At 45.7% G+C, this 19945-nt stretch carries 22 protein-coding genes; 17 read left to right on the top strand and 5 right to left on the bottom strand.

Features of this window, described 5'->3' with window-relative positions; translation table 11 throughout:
* The first annotated feature begins 14 nt into the window (after positions 1–14).
* Positions 15–179, top strand: a complete 165-nt coding sequence (tatA, locus tag ACLGGO_RS13465) for a twin-arginine translocase TatA/TatE family subunit (RefSeq protein WP_446335438.1) — start codon at positions 15–17, stop codon at positions 177–179.
* A 290-nt stretch (positions 180–469) separates the two neighbouring features.
* Here the strand turns inward: tatA and ACLGGO_RS13460 are convergent, their stop codons facing one another.
* Positions 470–1318, bottom strand: a complete 849-nt coding sequence (locus tag ACLGGO_RS13460; RefSeq protein ID WP_446419700.1) for an SPFH domain-containing protein — start codon at positions 1316–1318, stop codon at positions 470–472.
* A gap of 559 nt (positions 1319–1877) precedes the next feature.
* Between ACLGGO_RS13460 and ACLGGO_RS13455 the strand changes: the two genes are divergently transcribed.
* The 4 genes from ACLGGO_RS13455 (at position 1878) to ACLGGO_RS13440 (ending at position 7544) form a co-directional block, all read left to right on the top strand.
* Positions 1878–2765, top strand: a complete 888-nt coding sequence (locus ACLGGO_RS13455) for a mechanosensitive ion channel family protein (RefSeq protein WP_446419699.1) — start codon at positions 1878–1880, stop codon at positions 2763–2765.
* Positions 2766–2785: 20 nt separating this feature from the next.
* The gene (locus ACLGGO_RS13450) at positions 2786–3385 is read left to right on the top strand and encodes a pseudouridine synthase (RefSeq protein ID WP_446335402.1); all 600 of its coding nucleotides are present in this window, start codon (positions 2786–2788) and stop codon (positions 3383–3385) included.
* 169 nt (positions 3386–3554) lie between these two features.
* Positions 3555–5747 (top strand): serine/threonine phosphatase, encoded by a 2193-nt coding sequence (locus ACLGGO_RS13445; protein ID WP_446335401.1) that lies wholly within the window; start codon positions 3555–3557, stop codon positions 5745–5747.
* 570 nt (positions 5748–6317) lie between these two features.
* The gene (locus tag ACLGGO_RS13440; RefSeq protein ID WP_446335400.1) at positions 6318–7544 is read left to right on the top strand and encodes a protein kinase domain-containing protein; all 1227 of its coding nucleotides are present in this window, start codon (positions 6318–6320) and stop codon (positions 7542–7544) included.
* A gap of 46 nt (positions 7545–7590) precedes the next feature.
* Here ACLGGO_RS13440 and ACLGGO_RS13435 read toward each other — a convergent pair whose 3' ends face one another.
* The gene (locus tag ACLGGO_RS13435) at positions 7591–7809 is read right to left on the bottom strand and encodes a DUF4327 family protein (protein ID WP_446419698.1); all 219 of its coding nucleotides are present in this window, start codon (positions 7807–7809) and stop codon (positions 7591–7593) included.
* Between the two features lie 178 nt (positions 7810–7987).
* Here ACLGGO_RS13435 and ACLGGO_RS13430 point away from each other — a divergent pair, with 178 nt between their 5' ends.
* Positions 7988–8152, top strand: a complete 165-nt coding sequence (locus tag ACLGGO_RS13430) for a hypothetical protein (RefSeq protein WP_446419697.1) — start codon at positions 7988–7990, stop codon at positions 8150–8152.
* 88 nt (positions 8153–8240) lie between these two features.
* Here the strand turns inward: ACLGGO_RS13430 and cimA are convergent, their stop codons facing one another.
* Positions 8241–9896 carry a citramalate synthase gene (gene cimA / locus ACLGGO_RS13425; protein ID WP_446419696.1) on the bottom strand — a complete coding sequence of 552 codons (1656 nt, stop codon included), beginning with the start codon at positions 9894–9896 and terminating at the stop codon, positions 8241–8243.
* 81 nt (positions 9897–9977) lie between these two features.
* On the opposite strand from cimA, the gene ACLGGO_RS13420 reads away from it, so the two are divergent.
* The 5 genes from ACLGGO_RS13420 to ACLGGO_RS13400 all read left to right on the top strand — a co-directional run bounded on the left by ACLGGO_RS13420 (position 9978) and on the right by ACLGGO_RS13400 (position 13096).
* Positions 9978–10319 (top strand): 2Fe-2S iron-sulfur cluster-binding protein, encoded by a 342-nt coding sequence (locus ACLGGO_RS13420; RefSeq protein ID WP_446419695.1) that lies wholly within the window; start codon positions 9978–9980, stop codon positions 10317–10319.
* Positions 10320–10324: 5 nt separating this feature from the next.
* Positions 10325–10510, top strand: coding sequence for a hypothetical protein (locus ACLGGO_RS13415; RefSeq protein WP_446419694.1), 186 nt, complete (start codon positions 10325–10327; stop codon positions 10508–10510).
* Between the two features lie 228 nt (positions 10511–10738).
* Positions 10739–11212 (top strand): hypothetical protein, encoded by a 474-nt coding sequence (locus ACLGGO_RS13410; RefSeq protein ID WP_446419693.1) that lies wholly within the window; start codon positions 10739–10741, stop codon positions 11210–11212.
* A 52-nt stretch (positions 11213–11264) separates the two neighbouring features.
* Positions 11265–11861 (top strand): hypothetical protein, encoded by a 597-nt coding sequence (locus tag ACLGGO_RS13405; protein ID WP_446335396.1) that lies wholly within the window; start codon positions 11265–11267, stop codon positions 11859–11861.
* A 50-nt stretch (positions 11862–11911) separates the two neighbouring features.
* On the top strand, positions 11912–13096 hold the full coding sequence (locus ACLGGO_RS13400) for a hypothetical protein (protein ID WP_446419692.1): 1185 nt from the start codon (positions 11912–11914) through the stop codon (positions 13094–13096).
* 7 nt (positions 13097–13103) lie between these two features.
* On the opposite strand, the gene ACLGGO_RS13395 is transcribed toward ACLGGO_RS13400, so the two are convergent.
* Entirely contained in the window at positions 13104–14348 is a 1245-nt protein-coding gene (locus ACLGGO_RS13395) for an RNA-guided endonuclease InsQ/TnpB family protein (protein ID WP_446419691.1), read from the bottom strand.
* Positions 14349–14547: 199 nt separating this feature from the next.
* Between ACLGGO_RS13395 and ACLGGO_RS13390 the strand changes: the two genes are divergently transcribed.
* Complete coding sequence (locus ACLGGO_RS13390; protein WP_446335393.1) at positions 14548–15342, top strand: ABC transporter ATP-binding protein; 795 nt, start codon at positions 14548–14550, stop codon at positions 15340–15342.
* A 177-nt stretch (positions 15343–15519) separates the two neighbouring features.
* On the opposite strand, the gene ACLGGO_RS13385 is transcribed toward ACLGGO_RS13390, so the two are convergent.
* Positions 15520–16305, bottom strand: coding sequence for a response regulator transcription factor (locus ACLGGO_RS13385; RefSeq protein WP_446335392.1), 786 nt, complete (start codon positions 16303–16305; stop codon positions 15520–15522).
* Positions 16306–16581: 276 nt separating this feature from the next.
* On the opposite strand from ACLGGO_RS13385, the gene ACLGGO_RS13380 reads away from it, so the two are divergent.
* From ACLGGO_RS13380 to ACLGGO_RS13360, 5 genes are all read left to right on the top strand, one after another.
* On the top strand, positions 16582–16992 hold the full coding sequence (locus tag ACLGGO_RS13380) for a DUF2294 domain-containing protein (RefSeq protein WP_446419690.1): 411 nt from the start codon (positions 16582–16584) through the stop codon (positions 16990–16992).
* A 223-nt stretch (positions 16993–17215) separates the two neighbouring features.
* On the top strand, positions 17216–18061 hold the full coding sequence (locus ACLGGO_RS13375) for a transglutaminase-like domain-containing protein (protein WP_446419689.1): 846 nt from the start codon (positions 17216–17218) through the stop codon (positions 18059–18061).
* Between the two features lie 594 nt (positions 18062–18655).
* Positions 18656–18850: a hypothetical protein gene (locus ACLGGO_RS13370; RefSeq protein WP_446419688.1), complete on the top strand. Its 195-nt coding sequence runs from the start codon at positions 18656–18658 to the stop codon at positions 18848–18850.
* 292 nt (positions 18851–19142) lie between these two features.
* Positions 19143–19334 (top strand): chlorophyll a/b-binding protein, encoded by a 192-nt coding sequence (locus tag ACLGGO_RS13365; protein WP_446359791.1) that lies wholly within the window; start codon positions 19143–19145, stop codon positions 19332–19334.
* Positions 19335–19660: 326 nt separating this feature from the next.
* Positions 19661–19945: helix-turn-helix domain-containing protein (locus ACLGGO_RS13360; protein WP_446419687.1), on the top strand; the 285-nt coding region annotated here is incomplete at its 3' end.

The raw sequence follows: 19945 nt of genomic DNA, 5'->3' as shown, positions 1-19945 counted from the left end.
AGGAGCAGACGAGTATGTTTGGATTAGGATGGCCCGAAGTAGCGATTATCGGGATTGTCGCGCTAGTAATTTTCGGTCCCAAGAAGATTCCAGACATGGGTCGCGCATTAGGAAAAACTCTTAAAGGTTTTAAAGAAGAGATGAATACTCCGACATCTGAGGAGGATGAAGCTGACTAGAGATTCGGCTGACGTAACCTGATTACGGTGACAAAAGTCAAGCATCAGTAGAGATGTTCTGACGGAACGCCTGTGTTGACCACACAGATGAAGGGGATAGGGGAGTTTTGAGTGAATTTTTGCACCAACTCAGGGCGGGCGCGAGTTGTATCTTGGGGAGGTAATAAACGATAATAGTGAAAACAGCTCCTACACAAAACTTTACCTTCCCCATTTTCCCCATTTTATTCCGTCACAGATGTCGTGAAGGTCAGATTCCGAAATATCTTTTGAATTACTGATCCGAAGGCTTAATTCGAGCCATTTCCGCCATCCCTCTTAATTGGTAATTCCGGAATTTCCATTAAATCAGTCATCGCTTCAGTCAAGGCTTTGGGGTCCATGAACACAATTTTGGAGTTGCTACTTTCACTCAACTTCTCGTTAGCTTCCACATAACGAGTGGCAATCAAATACTTTAGCACTTCCTGACTGTTAGGCTTTTCTAGCAGCGCTTTTGAGATCATCTCGAGGGATTTCACCGTCCCTTCTGCCTGAGCGATAGCGGCTTCTCTCTCTCCTTCTGCCTCGTAAATCGCCGCTTTTTTCTGGCTTTCTGCTGCCCGTTCCTTCTCCAAGGAGTTTAACACTGTCTGGGGAGGTTTAATTTCTTGGACTTCCACGCGGATAATCTCTACCCCCCAGCTATCGGCAGCCTCTTTGAGATGAACTGACAAATGCTTATTGATCTCGGAGCGGGATGAATAGGTTTCATCTAAATCCATTCTGCCAATTTCAGACCGTAATGTCGTAATCACTAAATTTGTAATTGCTTCTTTTACATCTTCAACATCGTAGTAGGCTTTATAGAGGTTGTTTATTCTCCAGTACACCACCGCATCGACTTCCACAGAAATATTATCTTTCGTGATTGCCTGCTGGGGTTCGGTGTCTAAAACTTGTTCACGGGTGGTTTCCTCCACGGCAATACGTTCCAAAAAAAGCAAAACCACACTCGGTCCAGGCTGTAAAGTCCTCTTATATTTCCCCAAACGTTCAACTATAGCTTGATTGCCCTGATTGATAACTTTGGCGGAACCGATGCCGTAGCCGCCGCCGAATAAACACAGTGCCAAAATCAATGACCAAAAAGGTTCCATAGGTTTTTAAACTTTCACGAGAAGGTTAATGAACGAATTAAGGTGGCAAATAGAATGACAAGAGAGCCTTTTTCAATAGCGTTGTGGGTAACACCGGGCTTGAATTTGCATAAAGTTATATCTAAGCCACCTTTCAGATTTCCTCAAACGAGGCTTGTCCTCAAGCCGCTTTGTCTGGCAGTACGTGTTACCTACAATGTACTCTCAGGTAAGACATCCGCAAAGAGGGACAATACCCACTCCCCCGGAAACATCCTTGGCTTGTGCCAGAATAATAAGCTAGATTCAGCCAGGTTATGTCAGCATTTTAGCTGAATTTTCGAGAAATTTTCTCACCCGGCACAGACTCGTTGTGAAAGGATGAGGGATGTAGAGGCTTTGTTCAGCTTCTTTACTCCGGTGAACTCAAGCAGGAGAATTTCCTGGTTCCGTCCTCCGTCGTCGTACCGACTAGTCGCCGATTTTATCCTGACTAGTGACGTCTTGACCCATTACACAGGTGGGAAACTTTCGCGGCGAAGATCTTTATCAGTCAGTCTAAACCTTTAGTGATCGACTTGTGAACAGTCTCATTCAACAAATCCAATCCAGTTTACTCAATCTCCTTGGCTCGACCATTGAGGTTTTGCCCGGACTTATCGGCGGAGTGATCATTGTCCTGTTGACTCGCTACAGCGCCGATGGTATCCAGCAAGTTACCGCTAAGATAGGAGAGCGTACAATCCGCAGCCAATCGCTGCAACTGCTGCTGGCGAAAATGAGTTATGTAGCAACGTGGGTGGTTGGCGTTTTAGCCGCTAGTGTTATCGCCTTCCCTGGCTTGCGGCTTGGTGACATTATCGCGGCGCTGGGGTTGGGTTCAGTCGCCGTTGGTTTTGCCTTTCAAGATATCTTCAAAAACTTTTTAGCTGGGGTGCTGTTACTGGTGCAAGAACCGTTTCGCATCAACGATCAGGTGATTATTGAAAACTATGAAGGAACGGTGGAGAAGATTGACATCCGTACCACCCAAATTCGTACCTATCAAGGCGAACGAGTTCTCCTACCGAATGCAACGGTATTTACCAGTGCGGTGCAAGTCAGAACAGCTTACGGACAGCGACGAACGGATTTAGGTGTTGGAGTTGACTACAACACTCCCTTGTCTGAAGCAGCTCAACTCCTAGAGGAAACCATTACTCAGGTGGAGGGTGTATTGTCCAATCCAACACCAGAAATCGATTTAGTCAGCTTTGGCGATAGTTCCATCGATTTCGTCGTCCGCTACTGGACATTGCCCCAGCAGCAACGAGTACGTCAGGTGCAAACCCGAGCCATTATTGCTATAAAAAAAGCCTTTGATCGCGCCGACATTAATATTCCTTACCCAATTCGCACGCTTTACTTCTATGACCAGCAACGGTTTAATGATTATTTACCCCTGTCCCAAGATGAAGCTTCCAACTGACAACGGTTAAGATTGAAGATGTGTATCGATACCTTTTGTTCTACAAACCCTACGATGTCTTAAGTCAGTTTACGGATAGGGAGGAGAGTCCTCGTCGAACTCTCAAAGACTACATTCCGGTGTCGTCGGTTTACCCCGTCGGACGCCTTGACCGAGACAGCGAGGGATTGCTCTTGTTGACCAATGATGGACGCTTGCAGCACCGACTCTCTAACCCCCGCTTTCGACATCCCCGTACCTATTGGGTGCAAGTGGAACATATTCCCGATGAAGCTGCCTTGAATCAGTTGCGCCAGGGTGTAGTGATTAAAGATTACCGTACAAGAAAAGCTCAAGTGCAGCGATTACGAAAAGAACCCGCTCTACCACCTCGCGATCCCCCGATTCGCTTTCGGAAAACTGTACCCACCTGCTGGTTAGAAATCACCTTGACCGAAGGGCGTAACCGTCAGGTACGGCGTATGACCGCAGCCGTGGGATTTCCCACCCTACGACTAGTACGAGTGGCGATCGCGCACCTGCGTCTTTCTGGGTTGCAACCGGGTCAGTGGCGTGATCTGACGCCCACTGAACTTGTCTGTCTCCAAAAACTGGTGAACAGGGGAAGTTTTGAGTTTTGAGGTGTGAGTTTTGATTTAACTCCCTTGTCAATACTGCTTCCCTGCGCCTTTACACTGGATAAACAACCCCCTTAAAAGCTGCAACCTTGGATTCTGGCGTGGCAAACTAGATGGCAGCTAGCTCATAGTAAAGCCTTAGAAACCTGATAGGAATTGAGGAAGTTCCGTTATGTTAATTTGTCCCCAGTGTCATTTTGAAAACCCGAATACTCACAAGTTTTGTCAGCGATGTGGAACTTCCTTGATCCATAAAGTGTGTTCAGAATGTGACACCCAAGTTCCTGTTAATGCTGAAACTTGCCATAATTGTGGTGCGTTTACAGGAACGGTTTGGTGGGCAATTATTGCCAAAGAGCCGGAGTATGGCGTCACCTCAACCGATGATTTAGAGGGTTCCTCAGCCGATGCTGAGCCAATCGCTAGCAACGCGGATCTGGAGTCATCAGCTCAACTTACACAAACCCAGGAGAGTGAACCGACATCCGGAGAAATTCCCTGTGCTCCCAAAACCGATTTTGATACTCTGGCGCAGGAAATGGATCAGCCAGAAACGGCAAAGAGTTCTACCTTGATGGCAAAATCAACGGTTGAACCCGATCAAGAGATCCCAGCAACATCACAGACGAATAAGTTAGAGCCAAATCTAAGCGAAGCATCATCGACGGCAACGTCTGAGGCAAGTTCTTCCTACAATACTTACTCGATCACCTATCTGGATGTTCAACAACGTTACCGACTCATAGAACCCCTAAATCGCGACACTCTAGCAAATATCCCAGTCGGCTCAGAAACGTCTGTCCAAGTTTTGGACTGCCAGCCCTTTCAGAAATCACTTCTGGAAGCCCTACTGGAACAACAATCTGGGGAATTTCCGTCCCCATCCTCGTCAATTTTGGGAATTCCGGCGATCGCACAACCCTATTTAGCCTTGAAACAAAGTCATTATCCCACTGTGCCAGAGGTTCATGATGCGTGGCAGCAGGATAATCAGGCAGTGATGTTGATCCAAGATCGCTCAGGATGGCAACTCCTTAGTGATTTGTGGGGGAGTGAAGAGTTATCTACGTTACAGCTATTGTACTGGCTCGATGAAATGGCAAGACTTTGGCAGGCACTTGAATCTTGGAATTGTTGCCAAAGTCTATTGGAAATTAACAATTTACGAGTTGATGAAGACCAGGTGTTGGGGTTAGCCCGCCTCTACCATGATCCCGAAGATGAACCGCCCACGTTAGAGGATTTGGGGCAAATGTGGCGGCTGTTATTTAACCAGTCGCAACGGACTCAACTGACCTCATTGGGGACGGTGTTCCGGCAGATGTGTACCGAAGAAATTACCACGATTGACCAATTGCGATCTGAGTTAGAAGCGATCGCTCACGCCGAAGAAGAGGCACAAGAAGAACAAGCAACGACGGTTACCTTAGATATGGCTGATCATACATCTGAAGAGGCGATGAGTTTGCTGGGAATGCCCCTAGGAGACACGGTTGGTACCTATGACGATGGGGGTCCTACGGTTGTGCTACCGATGCAATTACTCAGCCTTGACGATGTTGGTTGCACGGATATTGGTCGCCAACGGGATCACAATGAAGACTGCTTTGGCATTCAAGCACAGATTAAAAAGCACGAAACCCCCATTGGTCGAACCTTAGACGCTCGTGGTCTTTATATTCTCTGTGATGGAATGGGTGGACATGCAGCCGGAGAAGTTGCTAGTTCCATGGCGGTGGAGAAGCTGGAGGCGTATTTTCAAGACCATTGGCAGGAAGAGTTACCCACACAAGAGACTATTCGCGAAGCTGTTCGCCTAACCAATCAGGAGATTTATGATGTCAACCAACAAAATGCTCGCTCAGGCAGTGGTCGCATGGGGACTACCTTGGCAATGATGTTGGTTCAGAATACCAAAGTCGCGATCGCTCATGTGGGTGATAGCCGTCTCTATCGATTAACCCGCAAAGGCGGTTTAGAGCAACTCACCGTAGACCATGAAGTCGGTCAACGGGAAATTAAACGCGGCGTCGAAGAGGCGATCGCTTATTCTCGCCCCGATGCCTATCAGCTCACTCAAGCCCTAGGACCACGCAGTGACCAGTTTGTCAATCCTGACATTAACTTTTTGGAACTCAATGAGGATACCTTATTCATTTTGTGTTCCGATGGTTTGTCGGATAATGAACTAATAGAGAATCACTGGCAGACCCACCTCGCTCCTTTGCTCAGTTCTCGCGCTAACCTTGAGCAGGGTATCCTACAGTTAGTTGACCTAGCCAATGAGCAAAATGGTCATGACAACATCACCGCGATACTCATCCGAGTAAAAGTGCGACCTAATTTTCAGCAACGGAGTTGGTGATAGGAAGTTGGTCATCTGTGATTAGTTAGTTAAAATCAACCGATGTACCCAAATCTCTTGATGGTTTTCTTCCCGTGTTTCCCCCTGGTGTAGAGACGCATCTTATGCCTATCTGCACATCATTTTGGGGAACAGGGAACTCTTAACAGGGAACACAGGAAAAAGTAAGGGATTGAAAGTCTTTACAATTTTAAACTTAGCTAACACAATTTATGTCCGATGCTACCGGACATGATATGACACAACTGAATTAGAGGAAAAAGACTGATGGTGTAGACAGCGAGGTAAGCCTTAGCTTCCAGAAATGTAAGCGAACTACACAAGTTACTAAAAAAAGAGGTGCATCGGTGGGTTCATCAAGGACTCATAGGAATCCCAGTCCCCGTAAAGGACGGGAGCGACTAACTTTAATAAAGGATTAGATTATCTCTTATGCAACCAGTACCAGTAATCAGTCTGAATAGTAAACCACCAATACCAAACCGGGTGGCAAGAGCCAGATCTTGGCTCAAGGGACTCCCGCGAATACGTTGAGACAAGCCCTGAGTTAAGAACAAAAAACTGAGGACTATGGTCACGCTGACCCTTATACATCCGCAGGCATCCACTCCATTACAACAGTGGAAATTCCACAACCAGTCTACAATTCGTATTGGTCGATCGCCAGATAATGACGTGATTCTCAACAATCCGTTAGTGTCTCGGCATCACCTAGAACTGAGAGTCACCCCCGCCCGATCTGGACATAAATGGCAGTTGGTTAATCAGGGAACCAACGGCACGTTTCTCAATGGAGTCTTGGTGTCACGAGAAATGATACCGAATCAAGCCCTGATTCGGCTGGCTCGAGAAGGACCGATGCTCAAATTTGAACTTAACCCGGTTTCTGTGCCAAGTTCTGGCTTAGTCTCTCCAACGCCTAACTCTAAACTGTCTTGCACTCACCCGGGCAATCCTCCCGGTAATTTATTTTGTATTCACTGTGGTCAACCCTTAGTCCCCGTACAACGGGTCATCCGCCACTATCAAGTGTTACGAACCCTGGGACAGGGGGGAATGGGGACAACCTATCTCGCCTGGGATAGTACAGGCAAAATTGAGGGAGGCCCAACGTTACTCGTCCTCAAGGAAATGAATGCCGATATGGCACAAATTGCCAAAGCCCAAGAACTGTTTGAGCGAGAGGCGCGTGCCCTAAAAGCTTTACATCATGACGGAATTCCCCAGTATTACGACTTTTTTATGGAAGGGGGTAAAAAATATTTAGCTATGTCGCTCATCCACGGACAAGATTTGGAGCAACGGATTTTGATGGCAGGACCTGTCACTCCAGATCAAGCCATTGACTGGATGATTCAAACCTGTCATGTTCTTGACTATATTCATTCGAGCGATCCGCCATTGATCCATCGGGATATTAAACCCGCGAATCTAATGGTGCGTCATCGAGACAACAGCATTGTTGTTCTTGATTTTGGCGCCGTCAAAGAGATCGGGACAATGCCAGGAACTCGAATTGGTGCTGAAGGGTATAGCGCCCCAGAACAAGACCGAGGGACTCCAGTCACTCAATCCGATCTCTATGCCATTGGTCCAACCCTGATTTTTCTGTTAACCGGGATGACTCCGCTTAAATTTTATCGCCGCCGTAGTTTAGGCTATGGGTTTGACTTGTCCAAAGCACCCACGATCGCTCCCCCATTACGGGAAGTAATCGACCGGGTGTGTCAACTCAAAGTTGGCGATCGCTACCAAACGGCGAAAGAACTCGCAGCAGCTTTAGCCGCCTGTCACTAGAGGGTTGGCTGGCGTAATCGCTCTTATCTGTAAGGCATCAGGATCTCTATTCTTCATCCCATGCTTCCACGGCGAGTAAGTCACCAATTGGATCTTGCATGGTGAAGCCAAATTCTATGAGTTCCTTTTTCCAGAACGACCACTCGTCGCCATAAAGCAGGGCGATTTTCCATATACTATCGCTAGATTTGATAATCTTGGATTCCACGAGTGAACGCACCTGACGCTGCATCTTCACCATGGGGTGAGTAACTTGCTGAGTCATACTCTCAATTTTCTCGAAGTAACTTTTGCAAATGCTTGGATCTAAAAAACGCTTCCTGTTTTAAATTTTGCCGGTTCGTAGAGTTGGCGCTCGGCAAGGAAGCATTACTATACCTTTCTAACTCATCCGAGGGCATTTCCGCAAGCCCTTTTGGGAAAATGTACGGTAATCACTACCATTGCGCCTGGAATTGCTGCCGTTAAGGGAAGCTGGGGGAGCTGGGGGAGCTGGGGGAGCTGGGGGAGCTGGGGGAGCTGGGGAAGCTGGGGAAGCTGGGGAAGCTGGGGAAGCTGGGGGAGCTGGGGAAGCTGGGGAAGCTGGGGAAGCTGAGGGAGCTGGGTAAGAAAAAATTATAGCTGTCGCTATAAAGCTTAGGACTTTCTTTATGGGTTAAGAGAATCTAAGTCAGTTGGCTTAGATTCTCTTATAGTTCACACGTTCTGTTCAACCGCTGTCTTCACGGCAGACTGTAACAACAGACCATATTCAATCCCCTCAACCACCGCTTGATAAGACGCTTCTAGGATATTGGCGGAAACACCCACTGTCGTCCAGCGCTGCTTGCCATTACTCGATTCCACCAGCACGCGAGTTTTCGCTGATGTGCCAGCCGCACCATCTAGAATCCGCACTTTATAGTCGGTCAGGTAAAACGTTCCTATCTCTGGATAGAATCGCACCAGCGCTTTCCGTAATGCGGCATCCAGTGCTGACACGGGTCCATTGCCTTCCGCCACTTCTAAAATATCCTCACCATTAACCGTGACTTTAATCGTCGCCATAGCATTACTGTAAGGTGTACCGATACCTTGGAGCATGTCACTGTGAACCTGAAACCCTTTCAGGTCAAAGTGCTGCTGCTTCTGTCCTAGGGCATCTCGCATCAGTAAATCAAAACTGGCTTCGGCGGCTTCAAATTGATAGCCCTCATTTTCTAACTCTTTCAGGCGTCCCAAGATTTGGCGACAGGCGGCGTCTTGTTTGTGGAGTTCATGTCCAAAACTCTTGGCTTTTGCCAAAACGTTACTGAGTCCGGATTGCTCAGAAATTACAATCCGCCGCTGATTCCCCACCTGTTCGGGTGGGATATGTTCGTAGGTGAGTGGATTTCGTTCGACGGCGGAAACGTGAATCCCGCCTTTATGGGCAAACGCCGACCGACCCACAAATGCAGCATGGTCATCGGGAGCTAAGTTGACGACTTCACTAATTAAACGACTCACTTGAGTCAATGTGGCTAATTGTTCCTCTTGAATACAGTGATACCCTAGCTTGAGCTGTAAGTTAGGAATTAAGGAACACAGATTAGCATTACCACAGCGTTCGCCATAGCCGTTCATAGTTCCCTGAACCATACAGACGCCTTCCACCACACTCATCAAAGCATTAGCCACGGCGGTATCGGAGTCATTGTGGGTGTGAATGCCCAATTGAGGTGAATGTAGAGACGCGCCATGGCGCGTCTGAGTCTTAAGTTCTAGGCTTTCGATGACATCTCGGACAATGGAACCAATTTCATGAGGTAAAGTCCCGCCATTGGTGTCGCAAAAGACTAACCATTCAGCCCCCGCATCCATAGCAGCTTTCAGGGTTTTCAGGGCGTAATCTGGGTTATTTTTATACCCATCAAACCAATGTTCGGCATCATAAATCACTCGCCGCCCTTGACTGCGGAGATATTCTATGGTGTCGCGGATCATTGCCAGGTTTTCGTCGAGGGTAGTACCCAACCCTTCAGTGACATGGAGATCCCAAGACTTACCAAAGATGGTGACCCAATGTGTCCCTGCTGCCAAAATAGCTTGTAGCATCGGATCATCAGCTGCCGCTTTATGAGGGCGTCGCGTTGAGCAAAAGGCGACAATTTCTGCTTGGATTAGGGGTTCCTCTTTGAGTCGCCAGAAAAATTGCACGTCTTTAGGATTAGCACCGGGCCAACCGCCTTCGATGAAAGGAATCCCTAATTGGTCGAGTTGGCGGGCGATGCGGAGTTTGTCTTCGATGGATAAGGAAAGTCCTTCACGCTGGGAACCGTCCCGCAGCGTTGTGTCGTAAATCCAGATGGGGGTGGGGGTTTGGGAAGTCATAAGTGAGGATGGTTGTGTAAATTGTAAAGAAATGTAAACTAGAAAGAGAAAGCTGTAGTAACTAAGATAGATAAATCATCAATGCCTAAAGTAACAGCTCAAGGAAAAACATTTACATGTGACCCAGGCAGTAATTTACGCAAAGTTTTACTGGCGAATGGTGTAGCGCTTTACAACGGCAATGCCCAAATTATCAACTGTATGGGAATTGGTAGTTGTGGTACTTGTGCGGTTGAGGTAGAAGGGGAGGTTTCAGAAGCGAACTGGAAGGATAAGGCGAGACGTTCTCTGCCTCCCCATTCTCCCACAGCTAATCGTCGTTTAGCTTGTCAAACGAAGGTTTTAGGGGATGTGCGGGTGACGAAATATGACGGATTTTGGGGACAAGGGAAGGATGTTGTGTGGACACCGGAAGGGAGATAGGGAAGATGGGGAGAGCTGAGGGAGTTGGGGAAGCAGGGGAAGCAGGGGGAGCTGGGGGAGCTGGGGAAGCTGGGGAAGAAAAAATTAACTTAGAACTTATCCGAGCAGTATTGGAAAAGATGGGATGTACACATGGACTTGGAAAACGCTCTCCGGGGCGCAAGGCTTACATTGGTGTCAAGTTAAGATGAAAAATCCCCAATACATCGAGACAGACCCCTCCCTAACCCTCCCCTTATAAAGGGGAGGGAACAAGGAACTCGAACGGCTTTAGTTAGGTGGCTTAATAAATTGGGGACGAGATTCAAAATCTCATAGGGAAAAGCTTTTCACCTTAAGTTGACACAGATGAAAGCTTGCACCCCTATCCATTTATCTCATCCTTATGATAAAAGAAAGAACTGGTGAAATAAGAAAAAATGAATTCCAAATCTGAAAATAATTCTCTTAAGGAACTTAAGCGTATATTAAAACAATGTCCTGAGCAAGAAATAACAACAATAATTTTGAATATTGGTCAGAGAATTATTGATCTTGACCAGGACATACAAGAAATTTCCGACAAAAACGATAATAAAATTATTTATTATGGAACAAATACTAATAATTATTGTGCAAAGTTTCGTCTCTTTAACACAGAAGATATTCCTCGTCTTTACTTGAAACTCCCCAGATTGCCTAGACTTCCTTCCCAAGAACCTAAACAAGTAGTTGAAATGTTAGTCCAGACTACCGATGATTGGAGTGATGCCGAAAGGCTTCGGCACATACCAGAGGGCAGAGCAAGAGTATCTACTAAAAAATCGAGTAGCCCTTACAATCCTTCAAGATTCGAGAAGTATATCAGAGAATATATGCCAGATATGCCAGTACAATACAATAATAAGCTATAAATGCTGGTTGATTTAGCTTGTGAAATTTGGAAATAAAGACAAATTTAAACCTATGTCATCAAACATTGAAACTCTATCAAAATTAGAACAACAAACTCCGCCTAGTCCGTCCACGTTTCGCCTTTCTCCCTTAATTCGGATCACTCTTTTGAGTCTATACGTGGCGCTCACTGTACCTCTACCCTTTTTAGCTCAAGTGTCTTCGGCATCTGTACCGTCAGCATTGTTGTGGGGAGGAATTGGTTTGGGGTTATTAGCGCTTTATGGGGCGTTGAGTGAACGAGTAATTGTGGATGATGAGAAAATTCAGGTGACTTATCCGAAATGGGTTCCCCGCTTTTTCCGTAAGGGTTGGGAGTTACCTTGGGCGGATGTTAAAGATTTAAAAATGCGGACGACGGGACAAGGAGGATTGGTTTACTATTTTGTGAGTCAGTCATCGGCTCAGGCGTATTTACTACCCATGCGTGTGGTGGGATTTGCTCGGTTAGTTAAATTAGTAGAAACTTATACAGGTATCGATACCACCGATATTCGTCCATTGGCACAACCTTGGATGTATCTAATTTTGCTAGGATTGACGCTATTGTTATTACTCGTAGATGGTTGGACAATTTGGACGGTTTTTAGTCAAGGTTTGCTCCCTTGAAAATTAAGGGAGGCTCTGCCTGGGAACGATGATGTATCGGGAAGCCTAGAATGAATTCAACTCAAGACTATATGCATAATTTCGCTATCAAAAAGCAAGAAATTATGCAATTAGTTAATGAATTAGTCAATAAAGAAACAAATATTGATAAATTGCCAAAGGCTCGCCAAGAAATTCTTGACGAAATTTCTAGTATTTTAGTCTTTATTCAGAGGCTTGAAAGACTGAGTATAAAAAAGAAGCAAGTTGACAAAGGACATGAACCAAGAGTTCTTGAACTTACCAGTATCATTGATGTTTTAATTCCAGCGATTAAATTTGTTGTGGATGGCAAAGCTAGTATTTCTCTGGTAAAACGAACCCGCCTGAGACTGTTGCGCTCGTTACGGAGACACGAATCATTTTTTATCATACTAAGACGATCAATTTATAATACTTTTATCGATATTTACTATTTAGATTCAGTACCAACCAAAGTAATCATCGGACTGTGTTTCCCTTTTTCGTTGGCGGGGATTATTGCGCTGGTTTCTTCTGTTTATTTTTTGAATTATGGAACTCAAACTTCAGAAATAGCCCAAGTTAGTCAATCCTTGGAGAAAATTAGCAATGAACGCAGGGAAATAGAACAAACCTTAGCAGGTATGGAGGCTCCACAAAGAGCGTTAAGCTCAGTTGCTGGGGAAAGCGGTCAAACGCTGGAAGAAAGAATCAGCACGATTGAATCAACCTTGGCATCGCTAGATGATGTCAAGGATCAACTTCAATTAATGAAGGAACAAAATCAAGCGGCTAACCAATTAACCATAACCTTGCCCTTTGGTTTGGAAAATATTTCTTTATCTCCAGAAGATTCTCAAGTTATTTTCCGAGTGTTTGTGGTTGGGGCATCTGGAGCGTTGGGGAGTGTGGTCAGTATTTTAATTAGACTTAAGGAATTTGATGTAGAGTTTCGAGAAATTCTCGATCCAATCATTCCATTTTTAATCGGGGCATTTAAGCCAGTAATTGGAGCATCATTTGGTGTTTTTATGTATGCCTTGATTAGTTCTGGACTTGTTCCCCTAGATACGAACCCAACCAATGCTACAGGTAGAAAAGAGGAATTATTTTATTTTGCGATCGCGTTTACGGTGGGATTTAGTGAAAGGTTAGCTAAAGATGTGATTGCCCGGGCAGAAACTACCGTAAATGTGGGAAACGTCAGAGAAGTAGACGAATCAGGAGAACAATAGTTGACACTCACCCGGCTGAAAGCGTGGGTGATTCTTCCGTCGTAGGGAGGCAGAGTTTAGCGTCTTCCAGGACGTGACCTTTACCCTCAGAAAGCTTACCCACCGTGTGTCCCACGGCTTGCAATCCTCTAATTTCTACTACCTTGGCGGCTGCTACATCTCTATCGCAGGTGTACCCACAAAACTGACATTTGTGTACCCGCTGTGAGAGTTTCTTTCTGCCTGTCTCTTTTAGGCACTTGGGACAGGTCTGACTGGTTCCCGCTGCGGGTACTTTCTGGAAGTACACCCCTCGCTTGAAACAACATTGGGAAAGGATATCCAGAAACTGCCCCCAACCTGCATCTAGGCAGTGTTTGGAGAGGAATCCCCGCGAGAGAGCCTTCAGGTTGAGTTGTTCGGCAAATATCATTTCCGCCCAATCACAGAGGTTATGGGCTAACTCCCAGTGGTAATTTTTTCGGGTGTTGGCTATCCGCTCATGTAGTCGGCTCACCTTGGCTTGTGCCTTGGCGCGATTGTTTGACCCGAACCGCTTATTAGTTACTTTTCGTTGCAGCGATTTAAGCTTGCGTTCTAGTCGCTTAAACGGTTGTGGATTGGGGAACAATCGCCCATTAGACACGGCGGCAAAATGGCTGATACCGACATCTATTCCTATTGACGTACCCGATGGATTGATTTCCGGTACATCTACTTTCCATTGCAGGGTTAGTTGTACATACCAGCCGGATGCCCGTCTCACAACCCGCGCCTGTTTGATGACTGCATCTTCAGGTATTGAACGGGATTGCTTGAATTTGACTAATCCCATCTTGGGTAGCCTAACATGACTCCCTTCAATGGGTTGATTGCTCAAGCTGGGAAATACGAATGACCGCATCCGACCTGCTTTCTTGTACCGTGGAAAGCCTCTCCCATTCTTCCACATTCCCTCGAATGCCAATTGCAAACGTTTAAGGGTTTGTTGTAGCACTTGTGAGTGTACTTTCTTGAGTTCAGGGATATTCTTTTTAGCTTGGGTGAGACTTCCACACTGGCTGGAATAGGTGGGTGCTTTTCTGTCGGCAGGTATGATGTACTCGCTTTTAATCGAGCAAGCATTTATCGGACATTTACAAGAGTTCACCCAATCTTTTCGCTCACTTAGAGCGTAGTTATACACTCGACGACATTGTTCTAGCCACTCCTCAAAAGTGGCTATTTGAGCGCCAGTTGGTTTTAACTTAAACTCGTAAATTAGGTTAAACACTTGCTTCGATTTCTTGCAATGTTTGTTGGTATTATACTACATTATTGGTTAAGTGCTATCAGGATGAAATGACTCGCAACTAAAGTTGCTGCAAAAGGACGCATCGCTCGGTTTCATCCCCCGATTGAAATACGGGGGCTTTCACCTTCGCTATTTTGTAACCATGAGACTGTACCTCTAGTTAAGAATGAACTCGCCCATGGTATATGATTATTCATTATCCCCGACGGTTGCTCAACTCCAACTGAAGCAAGTGAGTTTTGTCACATCAGCTAAAGGGGCGATTCCAGGAACCACTATTCTGGGTGATATTTCTTTTGAGGTAGCTAAAGGCGATCGCATAACCTTAATTGGTCCGTCTGGTGCAGGCAAAAGTTCACTGCTGCGGCTGTTGAACCGATTGAGTGAGCCAACTAGCGGTAAGATTTATCTGGATAATCAAGAGATTCAGACTATTCCTGTGCTTCAGTTACGACGGCAAATTATGCTGGTTCCCCAAGAACCAAAATTATTGGGAATGACGGTACGGGAGGCGCTGGCTTATCCATTGGTGTTACAGCAGCTAGGAAAATCCGCGATCGCACAACGGATTCAAACCTATGGGGAACGGCTTCACATCCCAGAAAATTGGCTGGAACGCACCGAATTACAACTTTCAGTCGGACAGCGACAACTGGTTGCGATCGCGCGGGCTTTAATTTGTCAACCCCAAATTATCTTACTGGATGAACCCACATCCGCCCTCGATGCGGGGACAGCCTCTCATGTTCTGGGTGTCTTGGCTGACATGGCGGATCAGGATCAGATTACCGTTTTAATGGTTAATCATCAGTTAGACATGGCTAAACTCTTCTGTAATCGGATATTGTATTTACAGACAGGTCAGCTCATGCAAGATACATCAGCGACTAATATGGACTGGAACCTGTTACGAGATTCCTTAGTAAAAGCCCAAGCGCAAGCGGCTCAAGAGTGGGGGGTAGAGGAGTTTTGACCCTTCACTTGGCGCATAAGGCATGGCGCGTGAGTTGTAGGGGCGGGTTTAAGGATTTCGCGCAAGCTATTGATAATAACATTTGTTTTGTTCAAAACCCGCCCTGAGTTAGTGCAACACTTAACTCCCAGACGCTTCTTGCATCGCGTCTCTACATTGCTTCCCCTGCACCTGGAACTATTGCCCCCAAGCTGTACTCGCGGCTACGGGTGCGGCATTGGATCGAGAAGTCGGATAATTATTCTCTTGTCCTCCTACAGTTGATTGGCTCCTCTCCAGCATGTCTGGATTAAACCGATAACCGACATTCCGTACCGTTTGAATTAAACTCGGTTGTCGGGGATCAGTTTCAATTTTTTTACGCAACGAGAGGACATGGGTATCAATAGTACGGGGATTGTCAATAGCATCGGGCCACGCCCGACGTAGTAATTCAGAACGACTCAATGGTAGTCCTTCAGCTTGGGTTAAGACGTAGAGCAAACTAAATTCCTGAGGCGTTAAATCAACAAACTCCCCTTGGTAACAAACCCGGCGCTGGACTAAATCAATTTTGAGATCACCATATTCCAGCGTCATTGGTACAGCCGTCATCCGGATGCGTCGAATCAGCGCCTCAACTCTTGCCAGAAATTCCTGCATCCCAAAGGGTTTAGTCAGATAATCATCAGCACCGGCTTTTAACCCTTGGACAATATCGGCTTCGTGATTACGGGCAGACAGCATTAAAATTAACGAACGTCGCTGCTGCTGAATCCAGCGGCAAAACTCTACTCCATCGCCATCGGGCAAGTCAGAGTCGAGAATGACGAGAGTGGGTTGGCGATTGTAGAATGTCTCTCTGGCTTGATAGAGGGTGGCGGATTGATAAACCCAATAGTCCGCCTGCTGCAAGTGCCAACCTAGCAGCGATCGCAAATGGGGATTTCCCTCGATAATCTGAATACAAACCGATGATCCCACGGCATTTTGCTTCCTTTTTCGGGGTTGTTACTTAGGTTAACAAAGCTAATGTCAAGATTTTGTAACAACTGTTACTCTAGATAGTGATTCGCCATTGGTCATATCTTGGCTACTAATGCATCTCATAAAATGCTCCCAGAGGACTTGGTGGACGTGAGCAGATGCAACCTGTGCGAGCAAGAGTTTGAGTGTGACATTTTGTGATACGCTTAATTTCCAAGCATCCATCTGAGCTAATTCATTGCTATCGTCCTCTACGTTACGTCCGTTACGTCTATGTCAAAAAAAGCACTTCCGACCCGTGGGCAGTTGGAACGCAACCTCTCCCAAGGAGTACAATCACTGTACCGTGAGCAACTTGGGCATCAACCGAGCCAAATAACTAGCAGTATTCAAGGCAATAGAGTTACGCTTATTCTGGAAGATGCCGTTACTCAGCCAGAGCAGTTACTCGCTAACCAGGGAGAGGAAGCCCTAACCCAGCAGGTGCGATCGGATTTGAATGCCGCGATCAAGCCTCTATTAAGAGAGCTAATCCAGGAGATTTTGGGAGTAGAGGTGGTTGATTTGCTTAGCGATACCACCCTAGAAACCAAAAGGGTGGGAATCATCGCGGTGTTAGCCGAGCCTCCTCAATGTCGCTCTTCGGGTTCAGCCGCCAAACAGCCGACTCATAAAGCTTCTTAAGATTAAGAAGTAGGTGGGCACAGGTTAACGCTAAGATCGTCATTAGCCATTGGTTATTTATAATTTATAATTTGTTATTTTCAATAAAAATTCTATTTTTATCGCAATTATACTCGATATTGTCGATTTAAAAAATGTGACTTAAGGAAGATTAATATAAATGCAAAATAATGGCAAATTTACTTTACTAGAGAAAAACTCAAAACTCATTCTCCTTTAGATTATGAAATTCAATCTGGGCTGTAAATTAAACTATAGTGTTGCAGCAAGTAGCACCCTTATTTTTAATCTCAGTGTTGTTGAGAAAAAATATCAAAAAATCCTGCAAGAAAGCTTGCAAATAGAACCATCCATGAATTATGAGGAGTATGTTACTCCTGTGATGGAAAACCGATATCTACGAATCAATGCATCCCCAGGTGACTTGCAGATTTCTTATCAAGCAACTGTGGATTTATCTTATCAGGATGAAGATCCCAGTTCGATTGCGGAAATTCCTCCGGCTAAGTTACCATTAGAAAACTTACATTACCTCTACCCATCGCGTTACTGTGAGTCAGATCGGCTTATGCGTCTGGCACAGCATGAGTTTGGTGATTTGATTCCTGACTATTCCCGAGTTACGGCTATCTGTAACTGGATTTACGATAACGTCACCTATTTGTCAGGTAGCACCAATCAACATACCTCGGCTTATGATACCGCAACAGAACGAGCGGGGGTTTGTCGAGATTTTGCCCATTTAGGGATTGCTTTTTGTCGGGCGTTAAATATTCCGGCTCGATTTGTTACTGGATATGCCTACAATTTAGAACCTCCAGATTTCCATGCTTATTTTGAGGCGTATTTAGGCGATCGCTGGTATTTGTTTGACCCTACTAGACTCGCCCCCTGTAATGGGTTCATTCGGATTGGGATAGGGCGAGATGCTGCTGACGTAGCCTTTGCGACTATTTTTGGCAATGTTCAGATGGAGTATAAGGATGTTTTTGTAGAAGCGGTTCCGGATCGAGATGGGAAAACGCCTCGTCTACCCGACTATACCGATCGCGCGATCGCACTAATATAGGGGTTGCTGCAGGGAGTCTGGTGGTGGGGGTAGGGAGTTCTGGAAGCCGGGGGAGCAGGGGAAGCCGGGGAAGCCGGGGGAGCCATAGTACATTTTCCCTGATAGCGGTGCAAGGGTATAAAAGGGTTAAACCCTTTTTCCTTGAACAGGAGCAAATATCAATGCCACTCAAAGCCTTGATCCATCCATAAGGGTTTGGCAGTTTTGCAGCAAGCCCTAATATAGCAAAAGTAGGAATCATTAACGCAATGATCGCCGAGCTGTCCAGATTCTGATGCTCTTGAGAGAAGCAAAGGGTCAAAACCAGGTTCCCTCCAACGAAACGAAGGGTCAAATTTTCCTTTTTTCTGTCTTTAGTATGAAGGAAATTGTAGGGGTTTATTGCCACTATTGGAAAGTATGCTCAGAGTTCTGGAGAGTCTCCACAGACGCCAAGAGCATCCATAATGCAAGCTCCAGAACCATTTGATAGACTTGTCAGGGTAGGTTTAGTCCAAAAAAAAGAATAAGCTGATGTGCATTTAAATCGCCTATTCCCTGTTCCCTATTCCCTGTCCCCTGTTCCCTTTAAAGACTATTATGCCGTTATTAAACATGAAATTACAACTCAGCAAACTGCGTCAAATCCTCGCCTTGTGCTTAATTCCAATTTGCCTAGTTTTCGGTTTAGCGATCATTAACAATAATAGCGCCGCCTTAGCTACCCCTCTAACTCCAACCGCACAATTAACCCCAGCTCATCCCCAATCTGAGGAATCTGTAGATTTAGATAAAGGTGATGGTAAATAATCCAGTTTTAATTCAGATATGGCACTATTCTCAACTGGAAACTGTAGGAGCGCAAAGCCTTTGTCAACTGAAGGCTGAAACCCTTCCTTCATAAAAGATCCCCCTTTTTAAGGGGGATGCGAGGGGAATATAAATTTTGAGCGCGAGTCAGGTGGATGAAGCATTACTAACATCGATACCGAAAGATAAACAATCCAGAAGTTTCTCACCTAAGAGGGATAACATTAGCCTCAATCAAGGTTACATTTATTTACAAAGGCAATCATAGATAACTTAAACGGAGAATTAGAGTATGACAAACCAACCCACTACACCAGCACCCGAAACCCTCACCAGTCCCGAACAACGCAATGCTTGGAAATTTGGCTTCAGCCCCCAAGCCGAAATTTGGAATGGTCGTCTAGCCATGCTAGGCTTCATTATTGCTGTATTCGTCGAGTACTTTTCGGGTCAAGGAGTTCTGCACGCACTAGGAATCATGTAAGCGTCGTTGGTTCCTCAATATAAGGAGACGATATATCCATGGGTGTCAATTTAAGGTCAAAAAGAAAGTAATACCTTAAATTGAACCCTCCCTAACCCTCCCCGCCGTCTTGGGGAGGGAATTGTATTTCTGTCTTAAGGTTGATGCCTGATTGAGAAAAACCGTTAATCCTAATGAGGATCAGTATCATTCGCTTAAGGAGTTCATGACGCTAGATTTCTTACCAGAAAATTGGGTTTAAAGCCTTGCCCTTTTCGGGCGGCTTTTATAAATCGTCATGACGCTTTTTAAAAGTTAATGTATCATCCTGGTAGGAGGTGATGCAAGTGTTGAATTTAACCTACGAGTACAAACTCAAACCAACGTCTAGTCAAATTGCCATTTTTCAAGATTGGCTAGAACAATGCCGACGCGTATACAACTATGCGTTAGCCGAAAGAAAAGATTGGTATCGTTCCCGTAGTTGCCGAATTAACGCTTGTTCCCTCCATTGCGAATACATCATCCCGGCTAATGCGCCGCGTCCAACTTATGCTAGTCAATGCCGTGGATTAACCGCATATCGAAAAACAAGTGAAAACCTGCAACAGGTTCATTCGCAAGTGTTGCAA

Source organism: Coleofasciculus sp. (assembly GCF_046565525.1).
GTDB lineage: Bacteria > Cyanobacteriota > Cyanobacteriia > Cyanobacteriales > Coleofasciculaceae > Coleofasciculus.
Note: the sequence above shows the minus strand (reverse complement) of the source record. Positions and strands in the feature narration are given on the sequence as shown.